This window comes from Streptomyces pluripotens, from assembly GCF_000802245.2.
Taxonomy (GTDB): domain Bacteria; phylum Actinomycetota; class Actinomycetes; order Streptomycetales; family Streptomycetaceae; genus Streptomyces; species Streptomyces pluripotens.
Genome location: NZ_CP021080.1, coordinates 5164118 through 5184010 on the forward strand (window position 1 = coordinate 5164118; position 19893 = coordinate 5184010).

General features: G+C 70.7%; 16 protein-coding genes. 6 read left to right on the forward strand and 10 right to left on the reverse strand.

Translation table 11 applies throughout. The annotated features are described in order from the left end of the window. Window positions 1-5 precede the first annotated feature (5 nt). Complete coding sequence (locus LK06_RS23350) at window positions 6-755, reverse strand: ABC transporter permease (protein ID WP_043432195.1); 750 nt, start codon at window positions 753-755, stop codon at window positions 6-8. Window positions 756-788: 33 nt separating this feature from the next. Next, window positions 789-1574 carry an ABC transporter ATP-binding protein gene (locus LK06_RS23355; protein WP_043432198.1) on the reverse strand — a complete coding sequence of 262 codons (786 nt, stop codon included), beginning with the start codon at window positions 1572-1574 and terminating at the stop codon, window positions 789-791. An 89-nt stretch (window positions 1575-1663) separates the two neighbouring features. On the opposite strand from LK06_RS23355, the gene LK06_RS23360 reads away from it, so the two are divergent. From LK06_RS23360 to LK06_RS23375, 4 genes are all read left to right on the forward strand, one after another. Further along, window positions 1664-2305, forward strand: coding sequence for a TetR/AcrR family transcriptional regulator (locus LK06_RS23360; protein ID WP_039651609.1), 642 nt, complete (start codon window positions 1664-1666; stop codon window positions 2303-2305). A 297-nt stretch (window positions 2306-2602) separates the two neighbouring features. Further along, the gene (locus tag LK06_RS23365; protein WP_039651530.1) at window positions 2603-3451 is read left to right on the forward strand and encodes a 3-hydroxyacyl-CoA dehydrogenase family protein; all 849 of its coding nucleotides are present in this window, start codon (window positions 2603-2605) and stop codon (window positions 3449-3451) included. 168 nt (window positions 3452-3619) lie between these two features. Continuing rightward, window positions 3620-3943: an STAS domain-containing protein gene (locus tag LK06_RS23370; RefSeq protein WP_039651531.1), complete on the forward strand. Its 324-nt coding sequence runs from the start codon at window positions 3620-3622 to the stop codon at window positions 3941-3943. Between the two features lie 294 nt (window positions 3944-4237). Continuing rightward, window positions 4238-6958 carry an ATP-binding protein gene (locus LK06_RS23375; protein WP_043432200.1) on the forward strand — a complete coding sequence of 907 codons (2721 nt, stop codon included), beginning with the start codon at window positions 4238-4240 and terminating at the stop codon, window positions 6956-6958. A 79-nt stretch (window positions 6959-7037) separates the two neighbouring features. On the opposite strand, the gene nucS is transcribed toward LK06_RS23375, so the two are convergent. Beyond that, a complete protein-coding gene (gene nucS, locus LK06_RS23380) occupies window positions 7038-7709 on the reverse strand; it encodes an endonuclease NucS (RefSeq protein ID WP_043408522.1) in 672 nt (223 codons plus the stop codon). 284 nt (window positions 7710-7993) lie between these two features. On the opposite strand from nucS, the gene LK06_RS23385 reads away from it, so the two are divergent. Then, a complete protein-coding gene (locus LK06_RS23385; protein WP_039651534.1) occupies window positions 7994-8386 on the forward strand; it encodes an SCO5389 family protein in 393 nt (130 codons plus the stop codon). A 115-nt stretch (window positions 8387-8501) separates the two neighbouring features. Here the strand turns inward: LK06_RS23385 and LK06_RS23390 are convergent, their stop codons facing one another. Further along, window positions 8502-9530: an LLM class flavin-dependent oxidoreductase gene (locus LK06_RS23390; protein ID WP_039651535.1), complete on the reverse strand. Its 1029-nt coding sequence runs from the start codon at window positions 9528-9530 to the stop codon at window positions 8502-8504. Between the two features lie 222 nt (window positions 9531-9752). Here LK06_RS23390 and LK06_RS23395 point away from each other — a divergent pair, with 222 nt between their 5' ends. Next, window positions 9753-10085 carry a hypothetical protein gene (locus LK06_RS23395; RefSeq protein ID WP_039651536.1) on the forward strand — a complete coding sequence of 111 codons (333 nt, stop codon included), beginning with the start codon at window positions 9753-9755 and terminating at the stop codon, window positions 10083-10085. Window positions 10086-10121: 36 nt separating this feature from the next. Here LK06_RS23395 and LK06_RS23400 read toward each other — a convergent pair whose 3' ends face one another. The 6 genes from LK06_RS23400 to scy all read right to left on the reverse strand — a co-directional run bounded on the left by LK06_RS23400 (window position 10122) and on the right by scy (window position 19783). Continuing rightward, window positions 10122-11009 carry an ABC transporter permease subunit gene (locus LK06_RS23400; RefSeq protein ID WP_039651537.1) on the reverse strand — a complete coding sequence of 296 codons (888 nt, stop codon included), beginning with the start codon at window positions 11007-11009 and terminating at the stop codon, window positions 10122-10124. Next, a complete protein-coding gene (locus tag LK06_RS23405) occupies window positions 11006-12343 on the reverse strand; it encodes an ABC transporter ATP-binding protein (RefSeq protein ID WP_039651538.1) in 1338 nt (445 codons plus the stop codon). The genes LK06_RS23400 and LK06_RS23405 overlap by 4 nt, the downstream gene beginning before the upstream one ends. Before the next feature lie 130 nt (window positions 12344-12473). Further along, on the reverse strand, window positions 12474-13247 hold the full coding sequence (locus tag LK06_RS23410) for an ABC transporter permease (RefSeq protein ID WP_039651539.1): 774 nt from the start codon (window positions 13245-13247) through the stop codon (window positions 12474-12476). Next, a complete protein-coding gene (locus LK06_RS23415; protein ID WP_039651540.1) occupies window positions 13244-14203 on the reverse strand; it encodes an ABC transporter ATP-binding protein in 960 nt (319 codons plus the stop codon). Before LK06_RS23415 ends, LK06_RS23410 begins: the two co-directional genes overlap by 4 nt. Before the next feature lie 348 nt (window positions 14204-14551). Beyond that, window positions 14552-15487 carry a coiled-coil domain-containing protein gene (locus LK06_RS23420; protein WP_039651541.1) on the reverse strand — a complete coding sequence of 312 codons (936 nt, stop codon included), beginning with the start codon at window positions 15485-15487 and terminating at the stop codon, window positions 14552-14554. 183 nt (window positions 15488-15670) lie between these two features. Next, window positions 15671-19783 (reverse strand): polarized growth protein Scy, encoded by a 4113-nt coding sequence (gene scy / locus LK06_RS23425; RefSeq protein ID WP_043434857.1) that lies wholly within the window; start codon window positions 19781-19783, stop codon window positions 15671-15673. Window positions 19784-19893: the final 110 nt, after the last annotated feature.

Consider the following 19893-nt stretch of genomic DNA (forward strand, 5'->3'; position numbering starts at 1 on the left):
CGTAATTACGCTCCGGCTGTCCGGAACACTCGTGTGCCCACCGTCACGCTGAGTACCGTGAAGCCGATCGCGACGAGGGCGCCGTACAGCATGTGGGTGGTCGTGTACTGGCCGACGTACGCGTCGCGCACCGCGTCCACCAGATAGCGGAACGGCATCAGGTGCGAGAGCACGTTCAGCCAGCCTGGCGCCAGGGTCATCGGCAGCATCAGCCCGGAGAGCAGCATCGACGGCATCGACACCGCGTTGATCAGCGGGCCGAACTCCTGTGGGGTGCGGACCTTCATCCCCAGCGCGTAGGACAGCGAGGCCAGTGCGAGCGTGAGCAGGGCGACGAACGCGAACCCGATGAGGATGCCCGGCAGCGGTGCCCGCAGCCCCATCAGCAGCGCGGCCAGCACCAGGAGCACCGCCTGGAAGATGAAGACGGTGGCGTCGCGCAGCACCCGGCCAAGGAGCAGGGCCAGGCGGCTGACGGGGGTGACGCGCATCCGCTCCACCACTCCCTGGGCGTTCTCCATGATGATCGTGAACCCTGCGAACAGGGCACCGAACAAGCCGAGTTGGAGCAGTAGGCCGGGCACCAGCACCTGCCAGGAGTTGCCCTTCCCGCCCAGTGGGAGGCCGGTGAGGAGCGGCCCGAAGAAGACCAGGTACAGCAGGGGCGTCAGCACCCCGAAGAGCAGTGCGAAGCGGGAGCGCAGGGACTGGCGGAGGTAGCGGCCGTAGACGAGGGCCGTGTCGTGCAGTGGCATGCGAGAGGTCCTATGTCCTAGAGGCCCCATGTCCTATACGGATACCGGGGCGGGGTCGACTGGGGCGGGGCCGCGGCCGGTGACGGTGAGGAAGGTGTCCTGCAGGGTGGCGTCGAGCGAGCCGCCGTAGCGGAGTTTGAGGGCGCTCGGGGTGCCCTCGGCGGCGACCGCGCCCCGGTCGACGATCACCAGACGGTCGGCGAGGGCATCGGCCTCGTCCAGGTAGTGGGTGGTCAGGAAGACGGTCGTGCCGTGGCCATCGCGTAGCCGGCGGACCAGGTCCCACAGGCCGGCGCGGCTGCCGGGGTCGAGGCCGGTCGTCGGCTCGTCCAGGAACAGCACCTTCGGGCGATGCGTGAGCGCCATCGCGATGTCCAGGCGGCGCCGCTGGCCGCCGGACAGGGCGCCCGTCCTGCGGCCGAGGAGTCCGGTGAGGTCCAGTTCCCGGGCCAGTTCCCCGGCGCGCTCGATCGCCTCGTCCTTCGGCAGCCGGTACAGCCGACCCTGGGTGATGAGTTCCTCCCGCACGGTGATCTGCGGGTCCGCCCCGCCGGACTGGGCCACGAGCCCGCACGCCCCGCGCACACCGACCGGATCGGTCGCGAGGTCGTGCCCGGCGATGGTGGCCGTGCCGCCGGTGGGTTTGAGCAGAGTGGTGAGCATGCGCAGGGTGGTCGTCTTGCCGGCGCCGTTGGGTCCGAGGAATCCGAGGATCTCGCCGCTGCGGACGGTGAGGTCGATACCGCGTACGGCTTCCACGGGACCGCTTCTGGTCTGGAACGTGCGGGCCAGTCCGGCCGCGCTGATGACTGCTGTCATGACACCAGAAAAACAGAGTCTCTTGATTTTTGCAATGACTCCAAAAATCAAGTGCCACCAATCATCGCGTGGCGATCTACGATGGCGGCATGGCAGAGGGGCTCAGGGAGCGGAAGAAGCGCGAGACCAGGCAGCGGATCTCGGACATCGCCACGGGGTTGTTCCTGGAGCGCGGCTTCACGGCAGTGACGATGGCGGACGTGGCCGAGGCGGCCGACGTCTCCGTCAATACCGTCTACAACTACTTCCCCGCCAAAGAGGACCTCTTCTTCGACCGCTCGGCCGGAGTCGTCGACCGGCTCGCGCGCTGGGTGCGCGGCCGGGATGCGGGGGAGTCGGCCGCCCGGGCCGTTCTGCGGGAAATGCGTGCGGAGGTCGAGGCCGTCTCCCCCCGGGTCGGCCTCATGGAGGGGTACGACCGCTTCATGCGCGTCATTCGCGAGGCCCCGCCGCTGCGCTCGCGACTGTGGAGCCTGGAGCAGGAGATCCAGGACGCCCTGGAGGTGGAGCTGCGCGAGGAGACGTGTGCTGCTCCCGGCGATCCACTGCCTGATCTGGTCGCCGGTCAGCTGTGCTGGGTCAACCGGACGGTCTTCGCGGCCATCAGCCGTGAGATGCTCGCCGGCCGCAAACCGGTCGAAGCGTCCCGAGAGGTACTTCTCCTCCTGGACGACATCGAGGAGTTGTTGAGCGAGAAGGTCCTCAACTACGCCGTTCGGGGCGTGTCCTGACCGGCAGAGCGGGATCTGAACGTACCTGACCTCCTTCCCGGACGGGCATCCAGGGGGTATCCGGGGGCATTTCCGGGCGGATCAACCAGCCTTCCCGTGGAAGGACTTGGCGCTCCGGCCGCCGCGGCCGGGGGTGCGCGGAGTGGCCTGCGAAGCGCCGCCGGGCCGGCATGCGGTACGTGACCGGTGTCTCACCCGCTGAGACCGTGACACGCATTACTTACCCGCCTCAAGGGAGCGCATGAGCGCTATGGTCCGCCGGAGAGGCAGACGTTCACAGCGTTCAAGGGAGTCGGAGTGGCACGGAAGCTCGCCGTCATCGGGGCCGGTCTGATGGGGTCCGGTATCGCCCAGGTCGCCGCGCAGGCAGGCTGGGACGTCGTCCTGCGGGACGTCACCGACGGGGCACTCAAGCGTGGCACCGACGGCATCAAGGCCTCGTACGACAAGTTCGTGAGCAAGGGCAAGCTGGAGGCGCACGACGCCGACGCCGCTCTCGGTCGCATCACCCCGACCACCGACCTGGACGCCGCCGCCGACGCCGACATCGTTGTGGAGGCCGTCTTCGAGAAGCTGGAGGTCAAGCACGAGATCTTCCGCGCGCTCGACAAGCTCGTGCGCGAGGACGCCGTGCTCGCCTCCAACACCTCCGCGATCCCGATCACCAAGATCGCAGCGGCCACCGAGCGCCCGGAGCGGGTCGTCGGTGTGCACTTCTTCTCGCCGGTGCCGATGATGCAGCTCGTCGAGCTCGTCCGGGGCTACAAGACCAGCGATGAAACCCTCGCCACCGCGCGGGAGTTCGCCGAGTCCGTCGGTAAGACCTGCATCGTCGTCAACCGGGACGTCGCCGGGTTCGTCACCACCCGGCTGATCTCCGCCCTCGTCGTGGAGGCGACCAAACTCTATGAGTCGGGCGTCGCGACTGCCGAGGACATCGACCTCGCCTGCAAGCTGGGCTTCGGTCACGCCATGGGCCCGCTGGCCACCGCGGACCTCACCGGCGTGGACATCCTGCTGCACGCCACCGGAAACATCTACACCGAGTCCCAGGACGAGAAGTTCGCCCCGCCGGAGCTGATGCGCCGGATGGTGGATGCCGGTGACATCGGCCGCAAGAGCGGGCAGGGCTTCTACACGTACTGAGAGCCATCCGTACGTACATCCGCCGGACATTCACCCCGGGAGTATCACTCCCAGGGGTGAATTCGGTATCGGATCGCTTACAAGCAGCAACCGCACCGCCACTCGCACAGTCAGACGTTGCACAGCACCGTCATGGAGTACGCCAACCGCACTCAACGGGGAGCGCATATGCACATCAGGGGCGACCACGCCGAGCTGGTCGTCGGGGGCCGCCTCGACGTGCGCAGCGCGGCGGACGCCCGCACGGCCCTCCACACGGCCGTCGACGCCGGAGCTGGTGACCTGGTGCTCGACCTCTCCGAACTGGACTCCTGGGACGCCACCGGTCTCGGAGTCATCATGGGCGCCCACCGGCGGGCCGGCCGCTGTGGTCGCCGCCTGGTGCTGCGGCGTGTGCCGCCGCAGATGCAGCGCTTGCTGGTGGCCACCCGGCTGCACCGCATCCTCGCCATCGAGGGCGGCATCGGCGTGGAATCACTGCCCCGCGTGTGACCGTCCGGGAGACCGCGCCACAACGCCTCGATCGGGTGTGAACCGGGCGACGGGGGAGACCCGGACGCGGCCACCGAAGCGCACGTCGAGGGCAATCCTCATGAGACTGTGATGTCTCGGACCGGACGCCACCCCGCCCTGTCGGAGATACTGGGCGAAGGTTTAGGGTTCGGTCGCCCGCCGCCTCACAACCCTCGACCGCGCGGGCCCGGACCAGAAGCGACAGCGCAGTGTGCGACAAGGCCGGGAGGGGCCGGATCACGAGCACATGACGCTTTTGGGGGGGTTGAACCCATGGACCCGAACACCCCGGGACCCGAGGAGCACGGCCACGCATCGAGCCGTCGCCCGCCCCGGGAATCCCTCACCTCCGACTTCGCTCCGAACATGCCCGTGCCTGCCCGTATGGCCCGGCTCGTCTCCGGCGACCTGCTACTGACCGTCAACCCGGTCGACGGCAGCGAGATAGAGCCCTGTCCGCCGGTGGAACGCCCGGGCAGCCCCCGCAAGCGCACCGCCGCCGAGCGCGCCGAGCGTGAGCGCGGCGCCCGGCCTGCCGTACCGCCAGGGCCGGCCCGCCCGGTGCTGTCCCTGCTGGAGCGCCAGGACGAACGCGAACGCGTCGTCCGGCTGCTGGCCCGTGGCCGCTCCGTGCGGCTGACCGGGCCCGGCGGCTCCGGCCGCACCGCGCTCCTCGACCTCGTCGCCGAGGACTGCCTGGATCTCGCCCCGGACGGAGTGGTCCGGCTGAACGGCTTCCACCGCACGGCCGACGATCTCTTGTACGACCTCTTCCACGCCGTTTACGAAGCCCCCGGCTACCGCCCCGAACGCGGCGAACTCCTCGCTCTCCTGCGGGAGATCGGCGCGGTCGTCGTCCTGGACGACCTGGAGCTGGGCGGCGCGGCGCTGGACGAGCTGCTCGACGCCACCCCCGAGTGCGCGTTCCTGATGGGCGCCACTCCCGAGGTCGCCGCTCCCTCCGTCGGCTCCGAGGTCGAGGAGGTCCTCCTCGGCGGTCTGGATCGCACTGCCGGTGTGGAGATCCTGGAGCGGACCGTCGGCCGCGTCCTCAGCGAGGACGAGGTGAACTGGGCCGGCGATCTGTGGTTCGAATCCGAGGGCCTGCCGTTGAGGTTCGTGCAGGCCGGTGCCCTCCTCCGGCAGCGGGACCAGGTGCGGGCCAGCACCGGGGCGGTCGACGTGTACGGGGTCTTCGAGGACATGCGACGGCGCACCGACGACGTGTCCGCGGACGTACCGGTGGCCCCACCCCTGGGGGACATACCCGCGAACGTACCGGTGGCCCCACCCATGGGCGACCTACCCGCGGACGGGCCGGCGGACGCGGACGGACCGGTGGATGACGTACCCGCGGACGCACCCGTGGACGACGTGCCCGCGTACGAACCCGTCGACGAGGTGCCCGTGGGCATACCCGTGGACCTGGAGGAGGACGTCCCGCTGCCCTCCCTCGGTGAGGCTGCGGCCCCCGCCCCGCTGCTCGCCTCCCGGCTCAGCGCTTCCGCTCGCGCCGCCCTCCGCCTCGCGGTCGCCCTCGACGGCGAGGTGCCCCACCAGGCGCACCTGCCCGCCCTCGTCGGTGACACCCACGCCGATGCCGCCCTCGGTGAGCTGGCGAGCTGTGGGCTGGTCTCCGCGGTCGGCTCCCGCTACCGCCTCGCCGCTGGGGTGCGGGCCCAACTGGAGGCGGCTGGATACGCCGACGACGTCCCCGACCAGGCCCGCACAGCCGCCCAGCACTACACCTGGTGGGCCGGCCACCCCTCGGTCACCCCCGATCGGGTGTGCGCCGAGGCCGACGCGGTGCTGGCCGCGCTCGCCGTCCTCGCGCCGGACACCTCCCCGTCCGCCGAGGGGGAGGCGAACCACGCCGTCCGGCTCGCCCGCACGGCCGCGCCGGCCTTCGCCGCCGGACTCCACTGGGGGGCGTGGGAACGGGTTCTGCGCTCGGGTGCGGAAACCTCCCGGTCGCATGGCGAGGTGGCCGAACAAGCCTATTTCCACCATGAGCTGGGTGTCCTTGCGCTGTGCCGTGGCCATCTGGAGCGAGCCCGCACCGAGTTGGAGGCATCCATCGGGCTGCGCGGTGCGCTCGCCGACAAACGGGGCTCCGTCGCCGGCCGCCGGGCCCTTGCACTGGTCGCCGACCTCGCCGGTGAGGTGCCCGGTGTGATGTGGGCGGCGGGCGAGGAGACGCCGGCGATACGGTACGAGGAGTCGGCGCCGCCACTCTACGGGCCCGTCAGCCTCCCCCCGGTCACCCATCAGCTCCCGCTTGTCAAGGAGCGCGGGAGCTTCCACCGCCTGGCCCGCCGGAACTTGGTGGCGGCCGGTTCCGGGGCGCTGCTCGTCGCCGTGCTCGGTACGGTCGTCACTCTCGGCATGACGTCCAAGGAGGACGCCGGCAAGGACCCGGCGGGCAAGGTCGACGTCAACCCGTCCGTGAGCCAGGGCGTGGGCGACGGTGTTCTCGGCGCGGATCCGAACCGGGACTCGGGCGACGGTAAGCCTCCGGGCACCACCGGCGGGCCCACTTCGCCGGGGCCCAGGGGCACGTACCGGGTGACGAACGCCCCGGTATCTCCGCCCGACACGGCCCGACCGTCGGAGAGCGTCACCCCGCCCGGGGTGGGCACGCAGTCGAGCTCGGCGTCCGAATCGCCTGGGTCGTCGGGTTCATCCGGCTCGTCGGCCGGCACCACGAGCGGGGCGAGTTCCAGTGGTGCCAGCGGGGCGAGTTCCGGCAGTACCACCGACGGGAGCTCCAGCGGTGCCACGGACGGCTCCACCGGTGATGCGACGGGCGGGAGCACGGGAAGCTCTTCTCCGGGTAGTTCCACCGGCGGCAGCACAGACGCGTCGACCGGCGGCGGCTCCGGGGGAACGGCGGACGGTTCCACCGGCGGGAGTACGCTCGGCTCGGCAGCCGGGCCCACGAACAGCGTATCGGCCTCGGAGAGCGCGACGGGGACGCCAGGGACGGTGATGTAGCGGCCCTCCCGCATCCCGTCGCGGTGTCCTTCGCGGCGGGGTGCGGGTACGGGCTGGGGGAGGCGCCGAAAGGCTGGGCTCAGAAGAGCCGCAACTTGTCGTCCTCGATGCCCCGCATGGCGTCGTAGTCGAGGATGTGGCAGTTGATACCGCGGTCGGTGGCGAGGACGCGGGCCTGAGGCTTGATCTCCTGTGCGGCGAAGACGCCGCGGACCGGGGCGAGGTGCGGGTCGCGGTTCAGCAGTTCCAGGTAGCGCGTGAGCTGCTCAACGCCGTCGATCTCACCTCGCCGCTTGATCTCGACGGCGACGGTTTGACCGTCCGCGTCCCGGCACAAGATGTCGACGGGACCGATCGCGGTCATGTACTCGCGGCGGATGAGGGTGTAGCCGTCGCCGAGGGTCTCGATGCGGTCGGCGAGCAGTTCCTGGAGGTGTGCTTCCACGCCGTCCTTGATCAGACCCGGGTCCACGCCGAGCTCGTGCGACGAGTCGTGGAGGATCTCCTCCATCGTGATGATCAGTTTCTCGCCTGCCTTGTTGACGACGGTCCACACGCCCTCGTCGTCGCCCGTGCCCTCCTTCAGCGAGCAGGGCGGCGACATCCAGTTGAGGGGTTTGTAGGCCCGGTCGTCGGCGTGGATGGAAACACTGCCGTCCGCCTTGACCAGGATCAGGCGGGGTGCCGAGGGCAGGTGGGCGGTGAGTCGGCCGGCGTAGTCGACCGAGCATCGGGCAATGACGAGACGCATGGTCGGCAACGCTACTCGACGTCCGCAGGTGTGCGCGATCCGCCTGCCTCGGTCCCTGTGCGTCGCCCCAATTGTCCCTGGAAACTCTTGTTCATCCTTGGCCGATTGTGGGTGTAACCCGACCGTTCCATATACGTGTTCTGCTGGTGTGGTCACCGACCGTTGCCTACCGTAGAGAACGGGAGGTCGCGGTGAATGTACTGAGCGTGTTCGATGTCGCGGACTCGCGAACTCCCGTACCTGTCCGGCAACCCCTGCTCGTCGGGGGTGCGAGAGGAGAACCCATGTCGCTCGACGTCTCACCGGCCCTACTCGAACAGGCCGAGCGAGGCGAGGTCGACGAAGCAGCATTCGTCGACTGCGTCCGGACCTCCCTGCCTTACGCATGGGAGATGATCAGCTCCCTGGTGGCCCGGCTGAAGGTGGACGGCGGACCCTTCGCCGACAACCAAACGCCTCCGCCGGACGAGCAGGCACGCGGTCAGTTGCTGCGTGCGCTCGCGAGTGACGCCATACGCGGTGCGCTGCAGCGGCACTTCGGCGTGCGGCTGGCCTTCCAGAACTGCCACCGCGTGGCGGTGTTCCCGTTGGAGGCCTCGGTGGACGAGACGTTGGCCCGCTTCACTTCGGTGCGCAGCCAGCTGCTGAACCAGTCGCCGGAGCTCCGGGACTGCTGACGCCCGGCCGCGTACGGCTGGGACGATGAGCCGCTTGCTTGCCGCTCCACCTGCGGGAGGTGCTTTCAGTACCGGGGCGGCAAGCCCCCCAGGTGGCTTGCCTTCTGGTGACCTGTCAGCGCAACTGGGGCAGTACCTCGGCGCCGAGGCGGCGCAGGTTCTCCTCCGTGGCCGAGAGGTCGCCCGAGCCCTCCACGAGGAGGGCGAAGCGGGAGATGCCGGTGCGTTCCGAGGTGGCCGCGAGCCGGTCGGCGGCGAGCCGCGGGGTGCCCACCGGGTGCAGACCGCAGAGCAGTTCGGTGTAGGCGTGCGGGTCGCGCATCGCGCGCGCCCGCCCGTCCACCGTCATATGCGCGTCCAGTCCCTGTTTCAGCCATCCCGGCATCGTCTTGAGCAGGGTCTCTGCCGCGTCGGTGCGTCGGTCCGCGAGCTGGCAGACCCCGGCCGAGACGTGGGCGGCGCCCGTGATCTCCTCGGCCGGCCGGCCCGCCGCGCGGGCGTGGTGCCGCCACAGGGCGATCATCTCCGCCTTCTCCTCGTCCCCGATGTGCATGCCGAGCAGCATCGGCAGTCCGCGCTCGCCGGCCAGCCGCACGCTCGCCGGCGAGGTGCAGGCGAGGAGGACCTCGGGGCCGGCGGCGTCCGTCAGTGCCTCCGACGGGCGGGGTACGACCGGTACCTCGCGGAAGGAGAACCGCTCGCTGCTGGCCCCCACCGATGGCTCGCTCAGCCATCGCAGCAGCAGATCGAGCGATTCCGGGAATCCGTGTTCGTACGCGCCGAGGCCCATGCCGAACACCTCCAGGTCCACCCACGGTCCGCCGCGGCCGACCCCCAGGGTGAAACGTCCGCCGCTCGTCAGGTGCAGCAGTGCCGCCTGCTCGCCGAGGGCGACCGGGTGTGTGGTGGGCAGCACGCTGACCGCCGTGCCGACCCGCACCCGCTGGGTGCGGCCGAGCAGCAAGGCGGCCAGGGTGACCGCCGACGGACAGGTGCCGTAGGGCACGAAGTGGTGCTCGGCCAGCCATACGGAGTCCAGCCCGGCTTCTTCGGTGACTTCTGCCGAGCGGACCGCCCGGTGCAGAGCTTCCCCCTGGCCCTGCCCCGGGAACTGGGCGGCCAGCACAAAACTTCCTACGTGCATCTCATTTCCTGCTTCCTTGGCTCCGACCCGGAGCTCCCCCACCCGGCATAACCGTCTGACACGTGCACAGGACACGGCCTCGCGGAGAGATTTGCGGATTGTCTGCAGAATGGGGCGCGGGGGAGGGGGACTTGTACGGGTTGGTGCCGTACGCGTACCCCTCCCGTCGGCGCGTAGGCTGGATGCAGTCCGTGCTTCCTGTATAGCCCCGAGAGGTGTCCTGTGTCCCCGCGTCGCAACCGACCGAAGGCATCCGGATCGTCGGGCCGGAGCGCTGAGGACGACCGCGCCGGCCGGTATGGCGGCTGGCAGTCCACGGAGAGCTGGCAGGGCGAGGACTGGAGCGTGCGCCATGTGGCCGGGGCGAGCGCGGAGGGCAAGACCTACCGTTGCCCGGGCTGCGACCAGCTGATCCCCTCCGGCGTCCCGCACGTGGTGGCCTGGCCGGAGCACGCGGGCGTCGACGACCGCCGGCACTGGCACAAGGCCTGCTGGAACGCGAAGGACCGCCGCACCACGCGGGTGCAGCGGTCCCGTAACGCGCCGAGGTTCTAAGCGGACGAGCGGACCGGGGTAGGTACTTCCCCGGCCTTAAACGTCCCGCTTCTCCAGCAGGGCGTACGCGCCCGCGTACGCCACCACCGTCATCCCCAGGATGATCCACAGCGGATCCCATCCCGACGGGCCCGATCCGGTCAGGGGGTTGGCGTACAACACGGCCATCTGGCTCGGGATCGAGTACTCAAGCAGCCACTCGCGCACGTTGACCAGCGAGGATGATCCGGCCATGAACAGGGCGATCACCAGTGGCGCGAGCACCAGACCGATCATGATCGTGATGGCGCCCGCCGAGTGCCGGATGACCGAGCCGACGAGGAGCGAGAACAGTCCGAGCAGCGCGACGTAGAGGCTGATCCCGACCGTGGCCTTGAACCACTCCGCGCCGGACGGGGGCCGAACTCCCGCGTCCTGGAGCATGGATGCCTGAGCCATGGCCACGAGGGAGGAGGCGGCCAGGGTCACCACGAAGGCGAGGGTGAAGAACACGATCGCTTTGGCCGTGAGCACCCGGGCCCGGCTGGGACAGGCGGTCATCGTCGTGCGGATCATGCCGGTGCCGTACTCGGAGGCCGTGGTCAGCACGCCGAGCGTGATGACACAGACGCTGCCCAGGAGCAGTCCGAAGAGGCCGAGCGTCAGCGGGTTCCCGTCCCCGCTGTCCGAAGGCTCCGCGTGGCTTGCGACCAACGTCCCGATCAGCAGGCCGATGCCGATCACGAGCAGCACGAACATGCCGAGGGTCCACACCGTCGACCGCACGGACTTGATCTTCGTCCACTCGGAGGCCAGCGCGTGTCCGAGGTGGGTGCGCACGATCGGGATCGGTGAGTTGTAGCCGGGGAACGGTCCGCCGGGCGCCGCCTGCCAGTCAGGCGCGGCTGCGGAGGCCTGCGGCATCGGGGGCTGGTGGGTGCTCATCGGGCGTCCTCGGGCTCGGTCGGGTCGGCGGGGGCCGAAGCGGGGGCGGGGGTGGGAGCCTGCTGCGGAGCCGGCGGGGTGGCGGGGGCCGGCGGAGTGGAAGGGGCCGGCGGGGCCGCGGTCGGCGCCTGGTCCTGCGGTACCGGTGCCGGGCCGTGCGACGCCTGACCGTCGGCCTGGGTGGGCTGCGGCGCGTAGGGGCTCTGGGCCCCCGGGGCGGGAGCCGTCGCCGCGGTGCCATACGCACCCGCCTGGGCCCCGCCGTGCAGTTCCGCGGGCGTGGTCGGCATCGTGAACGGCTGCCCGCCCTGCTGCGGTGGCGGCGGTGCGTACCAGCCCGGCTGGCCCTGACCGGCTACCGGCACCGGTGGCTGGGCGCCGGGCGGCAGTGGCTGCTGCAGACCCGCCTTCTGGTCGATCGTCGAGCGGTAGTCGACGGCGCCCTGCGTCATCCGCATGTACGCCTCCTCCAGCGAGGCCTGGTGCGGGGACAGCTCCCACAGCCGCACGTCCGCCTCGTGCGCGAGGTCGCTGATGCGGGGCAGCGGCAACCCGGTCACGCGGAGCGCGCCGTCCTGCTCGGGCAGCACGTGGCCACCGGCCTCGGTGAGCGCCGTGGTCAGCTTCTCGCGTAGGTGCGGCTCGGTGTCGGGGGTGCGCACGCGCGCGAAGTCGGCGGAGTTGGCCGAGATGAACTCCTGCACGCTCATGTCGGCGAGCAGCTGGCCGCGCCCGATGACGATCAGGTGGTCGGCGGTCAGCGCCATCTCGCTCATCAGGTGCGAGGAGACGAACACGGTGCGGCCCTCGGCCGCGAGGGCCTTCATCAGGTTGCGGACCCAGAGGATGCCCTCGGGGTCGAGGCCGTTGACCGGCTCGTCGAAGAGCAGCACCTGCGGGTCGCCGAGCAGCGCGGCGGCAATGCCCAGGCGTTGCCCCATGCCGAGCGAGAAACCCATGGAACGCTTTCTGGCCACGTCCTGCAGGCCGACCACTCCGAGCACCTCGTCCACGCGCCGGGCCGGAATACCCGACAGCTGGGCGAGACTGAGTAGATGGTTGCGGGCGCTCCGGCCACCGTGCACAGCCTTGGCGTCGAGCAGCGCACCGACCTGCCGGGGGGCGTTCGGCAGCTTGCGGTACGGGTAGCCGCCGATGGTCACCGACCCGGACGTGGGGTTGTCCAGCCCGAGGATCATGCGCATCGTGGTCGACTTGCCCGAGCCGTTCGGCCCGAGGAAGCCGGTCACGGCTCCCGGCCGCACTCGGAAGGAAAGGTTGTACACGGCGGTCTTGTTGCCGTAGCGCTTGGTCAGGCCTGCAGCCTCGATCATGCTCCGCACCCATCGAATGGTTCAGGACAGCGGGGCGCAAGCCCCCGTAAGGGTTAGGAGGATATCGGTGTGCTGACGGTTCCGGTCAAGAGAAAGCAAAGCCATAACGATACGCCCCGTAGCCGAACGGCTACTGCGCGTCCCGTTTTCTGAGAAGTGCGTACCCGCCCACGAGCGCGGCGATCACCCACAGCACCATGATCCCCAGCCCACCCCAGGGGCCGTAGGGCGTGTCGTCACCGATCCGCGGGATCACCCGCATGATCCGGCTGCCAGCTTGGTCGGGCAGGAACTGGCCGACCTTCTTCGTGGCGTTGACGTTGCCGAGGATGTTGGAGATCAGGAAGAAGAACGGCATCAGGATGCCGAGCGACAGCATCGGCGAGCGCAGCATCGCGGCTACGCCCATGGAGAACACCGCGATCAGGGCCATGTACAGCCCGCCACCGATCACCGCGCGCAGCACCCCGGGATCGCCCAGGTACGTGCGGTGGGAGCCGAGCATCGCCTGCCCGAGGAAGAACGCGGCGAAGCTCGTGGCCATGCCGACCGCCAGTGCGAGCACGCCGGCCACCGCGACCTTGCTGAACAGGAAGGTGCCGCGCTGCGGTACGGCGGCCAGCGAGACCCGGATCATGCCGGTGCTGTACTCGTTCGAGACGACCAGCACCCCGAACACGATCATGGCGAGCTGGCCGAGGCTCATGCCCGCGAAGCTGACGAACGTCGGGTCGAAGGACAGCCGGTCCCGCACCGGCATCGAATCGAACTGGCTCCTCGACAGTGCGGAGATGAGCATGCCGAGGGCGATGGTGACCACCACGGCCAGTGACAGCGTCCACACCGTGGACGCCACCGACCTGATCTTGGTCCACTCGGACCGGATGACCCGTACGGCCGTCATGCCTGCCTGCCCTTCCAGCCGGCGCCCCAGTCCTGCGGGGCCGGACCGGCTCCGGCGTCGGCGTGGTACTCCACCGACTCGGCCGTCAGCTGCATGAACGCCTCCTCCAGCGACGCCTGCTGCGGGCTCAGCTCGTGCAGGACGAGCCCGTACCGCGCGGCCAGTTCACCGATCTGCTCCGCCTTGCCGCCCTCCACCTCCAGCGCCTCGCCCCCCGCCTCCACGACGGTGATCCCGGCCTCGTGCAGCACGTCGAGCAGCCGCTCACGCTGCGGGGAACGGATGCGCACGTACGACCGCGAGTTCTGCCGGATGAAGTCGGCCATCGAGGTGTCCGCGAGCAACCTCCCCTGCCCGATCACCACCAGGTGATCGGCCGTCAGCGCCATCTCGCTCATCAGGTGGCTCGACACGAACACGGTCCGTCCCTGCGCCGCCAGCGATTTCATCAGGTTGCGGATCCAGTGGATGCCTTCCGGGTCGAGGCCGTTGACCGGCTCGTCGAACATCAGGATGCGCGGGTCGCCGAGCAGGGCGCCCGCGATCCCTAGACGCTGCCCCATGCCGAGCGAGAACCCCTTCGCCTTCTTCCTGGCCACGGCGGTGAGTCCCACGGTGTCGAGCACCTCCGCCACCCGCCGCTTGGGGATCCCGTTGCTCTGCGCGAGGCACAGCAGGTGGTTGTAGGCACTGCGCCCGCCGTGCACGTCCTTGGCGTCGAGCAGGGCGCCGATGCACCTCAGCGGATCCTTCAACTGGTCGTAGTGCGTGCCGTCGACGCGGACGTCGCCCGCGGTGGGGTGGTCGAGCCCGAGGATCATGCGCATGGTCGTGGTCTTCCCGGCGCCGTTGGGTCCGAGGAAACCGGTGACCATGCCGGGCCTGACCGTGAAGGTGAGGCCGTCGACCGCGACCTTCTCGCCGTACCGCTTGGTCAGCCCCTCCAGCTCGATCATGCGGCCACGTTAAGCCGGACGTTGCGACTCTGCCACCGGAACGGTCGCAAAAAGCCAACGGGGTTCCGGTTCACCGGGACCGCGCGGGCGCAACGGCAGTGGGGGCCGGTGGCCTCGGACGGTGCCGGCGGGCACCGCATCGGCGAGGACGACGGTACGAGGGCGCGCACGGACGGCTCCCCCCACCCCCAAACCGCTGCTGGTCGACGGCATCTGGACCGCCGTCAACGGCGACGGGACGAGCGCACCGCCCGTGCCGGGCTTGCCGCCGGAGACGGCGCCCACGCACGCGACAGGGGCGGCGGGACCGGGCCCCGCCGCCCCTGTCAGGGCCGTGCTGCTGTGAGGTTACCGGGACTGCTGAGCCGGAACGCCCCGGGAGATCGGCTCGTCGTCGGTGGATGTGCCGGCCGCGGCCACCGCGGCACCGGTCAGCGTGGCGAGCATCTCGCGGACGTTCGTCAGCTGGGCGTTGATGGAGTCGCGGCGGTTGGTGAGGGCGGCCAGCTCGCGCTCGGACTCCGAACGGATCCGGTCGGCCTTCGCATTGGCGTCGGCCACGATGTCCTCGGCCTGGCGCTGGGCGGTCTCCACCGTCTGGCGGGCGCGGCGCTCGGCGTCCGTGCGCAGCTTCTCCGCCTCCAGGCGCAGTTGCTCAGCGCGGTGCTCGATCTCGGCGAGGCGCTTCTCGGCCTTCTGCTGACGCGAGGCCAGGTCGCGCTCGGACTGCTCGCGGCGCTTGGCGAGGTTCGTCTCGAAGTCGGCGGCGGCCTGCGCGGCCTTGGCGCGGGTCTCCTCGAAGAGGGCGTCTGCCTCCTCGCGCTTGGACTGCGCGTCCTTCTGCGCCTCGGCGCGCAGCTGTCCCGCGTCGGTCTTGGCCTTCTCGACGATCCGGACGCCCTCGTCCTCGGCCTTGGCCTTGCGCTCCGCGGCGTAGGCCTCGGCGTCGTTGCGGACCTGCTGAGCCGCCGACTCGGCGAGGTCACGGTGCTGCTCCGCCGCGCGCCGGGCCTCCTCACGCAGCTCCTTGGCCTCTTCCTCGGCCAGGCGCAGGATTTTCTCGACCCGTGCGCCGAGACCCGCGTACGACGGTTCGGCGTCCGTGATCTGAGCCTGGGCGTTCTGCGTTTCGAGGTGCAGCTCCTCGATGCGCTTTTCCAGGGCGGTGATGCGGGCGAGAGCGCTGTCACGGTCGGAGACGAGCTTGGAGATACGTTCGTCCACCTGAGCGCGGTCGTACCCACGCCGCACAAGCTCGAAGCCGTAGGGGGAAGTGTCGCTCATGGGGTTCCTGTCGAATGAGACCGGTGAGGTGATAGGTGGAATCCTAGGGGCCGAAGCGGTGTGTCATCGAGCGGATACGTGTTTGATCTGGAGAATGACACCTCTTTTGAGTGGCTGACCACCGGACAACTTGCCAACGAGTCGGGCAAAGCCCCCAGAAGACACCGGAATGCACCCCGCACGCTAGCCGTCTGACGTCTTGCCACCCGATCGGGGGGCACCCACCGTGGCGCCCGCCTTGACTCCGCCGTCCTTGCCGGACGATGGGGCCTCGAAGGACTCCAACGCTTCCAGCACGTCCTGGACACGGGAGATCTCGGCGTTGATGTCCTCGCGCCGGCGCACCAGGACCTCAAGCTCCCGCTTTCCCTCCTCGACCGTGCGCCGTGCCTCGCGGATCGCCTCGGCCTTGAGTTCCTCGGCCTCCTTCACGAGGCGGGCCTTCTTCTGCTCGGCCTCCTTGAGTAGCCCCTCCGCCTTCTTGACGGCGGCGATGCGCACCTTGCCCGCCTCGGAGTTGGCGTCCGACAGGATCTCCTTGGCCTTGGCCTGCGCCTTGGACATCTGCTCCTCGGCCGCCTTGATGAGGGCGTCACAGCGGTCACCGGTGGACTTCATCGTTTCGGCGGCCTCGCGGCGGGCGTGCTTGTGCAGCTCCTCGATCTCGGTGGTGAGGCGGTCGCGCAGCTCCTCCGCACGCTCCCTTATCGCAGTCGCGTCCCGGCGTGCGCCCACCAGCAATTCGTCGGCATCGGTACGGGCCTTCTCCACCAGGGAGTTCCCCTCGACCGTGGCCTCGGACACGATCCGCTCGGCCTCGCTGCGGGCCGCACCGACCATCGTGTCGGCCTGGGACTCCGCGTCCGCGGTGGTCTGCAGCGCCTGCTCCTGCGCCTCCGCGAGCAGCTTGTCGACCTCGGCCGTGGTCTCCGTGATGAGCGTGTCGACCTGTTCGGCCGCCTCCGAACGCCGCTTGTTCGCGTCCTTGCGGGCGTTGTCCAGAGTCCGCTCGGCTTCCTCGCGCGCGGAGCCGACGAGACGTTCGGCCGCCGCTTCCGCGTCCGCCTTCAGCTGCTCGGCCTCGGCCCGCAGCCGACCGGCCTGCTGCTGGGCGGAGCCGACGGTCTCGGCGGCGTCGGCACGCAGCCTCTCCGCTTCGTCGGTGGCATCCGCCACGAGTTGCTCGGCGTTCGCCGATGCCTCCGCGTGAATCCGGTCCGCCTCGGTGAGCGCCTCGGTGCGTACCCGTTCGGCTTCGGCGGCGGTCTCCGTGCGCAGCCGGTCCGCCTCGGTGAGGGCGTCGGTGCGTACCCGTTCGGCTTCGGTGGCGGTCTCGGTCTGCAGCCGTTCGGCCTCGGCGGCGGTCTCCGCGTGAATCCGGTCCGCCTCGGTGAGCGCCTCGGTGCGTACCCGTTCGGCTTCGGCGGCGGTCTCCGTGCGCAGCCGGTCCGCCTCGGTGAGGGCGTCGGTGCGTACCCGTTCGGCTTCGGTGGCGGTCTCGGTCTGCAGCCGTTCGGCCTCGGCGCGGGCCTCGGTGATGAGAGTGTCCGCCTGGCCCGCCGCGTCCGAGCGGATGCGGTTGGCGTCCTCCCGGGCGTCCGCCCGGGTACGGGCCGCCGCCTGGTCGGCCTCGGCCAGCGCGTCCGACGCCTCGGTGCGCACCCGCTGGGCGTAGTCGGAGGCGTCCGTGCGCAGCCGTTCGGCCTCCGCGATGGCGTCCGCGACGGTGCGCTCCGCCAGCGCCTTGGCGGCCTCCGCCTCCTCGCTCGCCTCGCGACGGACCCGGTTCGCGTCCTCGCCGACCCGGTCCCGCTCGGCGTAGGCGTCGGTGCGGACCCGGTCCGCCTCCTCCCCGGCCTCCCGCTTCGTACGCTCCGCGGCGTGCTCGGCGGCCGAGCGCAGCCCGGTAATCTCCTCCTGTGCCTGCTCGTGCAGCCCGGCGACGGAGTCCCGTACCTGCTGGGCGTGCTGCTCGGCCGCGGTGACCATCTCGGTGGCCCGCCGGTCGGACTCCTCCACCAGACGGGTCGCTTCGGCCTGCGCCTCCTCGACCCGCTTGCGTGCGGACGCCAGCAGCTCCTCGCTCTGCTCGCGGGCCCGCTCGCGCTCCTGGTCGGCCTCCTCGCGGGCCGCACCGAGCAGCTCCTCGGCCTCGCGCCGGCGCCGGGCGGCCTCCTCCTGGGCGGCGGCCAGCGTCTCGGACGCCTCGGTGCCCAGCCGTTCGGCGGCGGCCTGCGCCTCCGCCCGCACCCGGTCGGCGGCCTCTTGGGCCTCGCTCTTCAGCCGTTCGGCTTCGGCGGCGGCCTCGGACCGCAGCCGCACCGCGACGGCCTCGCCCTCGGCACGGGAGGCCGACGCGTCGGACGCGGCCTCGGTGCGCAGCCGTTCGGCCTCGGTCTCGGCCTGCTGCCGGAGCGTACGAGTCCGCTCGGCGGACTCAGCACGCAGTCGCTCGACCTCCTCGGCGGCCTCGCGACGGATGCGGGCTGCCTCCTCGCGGGCGTCGCTGAGCGCTTGCTCGGCCGACGCGAGGCGTTCCTGCCCCTCGGCCTGCAACCGCGCCAGTTCCTTGGCGGTCTCGTCGCGGCGGGCCTCGATGGCCCTCTCGGTCTCCTCGCGCAGCTCGTGAGCGGCCTGGTCGGCTGCCGTCCGGACCGCGTCGGCCTGCTCGGCGGCCTCGGTGCGTAGCCGCTCGGCTTCCTCGCGGGTGCGGTCCAGGGTCTCCTCGGCCTGCCGGCGTAGCGCCGTGGCACGCTCGATGGCCTCGGTGCGTACCTTCTCGCTGTCGGCGGTTGCGGCCTGCCGCAGTTCGTCGGCGTCTGCCTTGGCCCTGGCCAGCAGTTCCTCGGCGGACTTGGCCGCCTCCTCGATCTTCGCCACCGCTTCCCGGCGGGCCTCGGCGCGGATCGACTCGCCCTCGGCGACCGCTTCCGCGCGCAGTTGCTCGGCCTCGCCGCGCAGCCGGCGGGCCTCCTCCTGCAGCTCGACGGTCTTGGCGCGGTACTCCTTGGTGTCGTCCTTCGCCGCGCCCTTGAGCTGCTCGGCGATGTCGTGCGCGTCGGCGCGCAACCGGTCCGCCTCGGTCTCCGCCTCCGTGCGGATCCGCTCGGCCTCCTCGGCCGCGGCCCTGGTGGTCTTCTGGGCGTCCTCCGACGCCTTGTTGAGGACTTCCTCGGCGGTCTTGGCCGCCTTGGCCAACTGGGTGGCCGTCTCCTCGGCGGTGAGGGTGCGGGCCTTCTCGGCGGCCTCGGCGACGATCTTCTCGGCCTCGGCCCGCGCGTCGGTGACCAGCTGCTCGGCCTCCGACTTGGTGTTCTCGGCTTGCTTGGTGGCCTCTTCCACCAGCCGGGCGACCTGCTCCTTCGCCGTGCGGGTACGGGTCTCGTTGGCGGCCTCGGCGCTCGTGAGGGCTTTGGCGGCCGCCTCCTCCGCCCGCGTGACCACCTTCTCGGCCTCGGCCTGTGCCTTGCGCAGCGCCTCCTCGGCCTGCGCCATGCGTTCCTCGGCGCCCCGTTTCAGCTCCGTGGCCTGCCGGCGCGCGGTGTCCGACTCGGTGACCGTGGCGGTGCGCAGCTGCTCGGCGTGCTCGGTGGCCTCCTGGGCCTGCGCGGAGGCAGCGTTCAGCAGCCGCTCGGCGTCCGCGCGGGCACGGCGCAGGATCTGCTCCGCCTCCGCACGCGCGCTCTCCGCCTCGCTCTGCAGTCGCTCCCGGGCCTGGCCGGTCAGCCTTTCGGCCTCCGCGCGTGCCGCGGTCATGGCCTGCTCGGCCTCGGCCCGGGAGTCGTCCAGCAGCCGGCGGGCCTGCTGTTCGGTACGGGCACGCAGTTGCTCGGCCCAGGCCACGTTCTCGTTGACGTGCGATTCGACGGTGGCGCGGCGCTCAGCGAGTTCCTGGTCGAGCTGCTGGCGCCGGGTCACGGCTTCCTGGTGCAGCTCGGCCTGGAGGCGGGCGGCCTGCTCGGCGTGCTCCTGCAAGATGCGCTGGGTTTGCGCGCGGGCCTGGCTCAGCTCCCGCTCGGCGTCCTGGCGCAGCTGATCGGCCTGCACCTGCGCGTTGCGGAGCAACTGTTCGGCCTGGTAGCCGAGGTCACCGCCGTCGAAGGCGGGACGGGTCATGAGCGTGCGGCGCGCCTCGTGCAGCTTGGCGCGCAGCACCTCGACCTGGTAGCCGAGGTCCTCGGCGTGCTGGATCGCCTTCTCCCGCTCGGTTCTCAGCCGTTTCATCTCGGCCTCGAACCGCGAGAGGTGGTCGACGTCAGCCGCCGGCTCTCGCTCCTGGCTCTCGTAGCCCCGCACTCCGCGGTCCCATCCGTCCCCTGGTCGCAAGCTTCTCCAACGAGCTCCGTCCATCCACCGAACGGGGCCCCCGGGGAAATGGTGTCAGATCAACGGCGGAGCATGGGCTG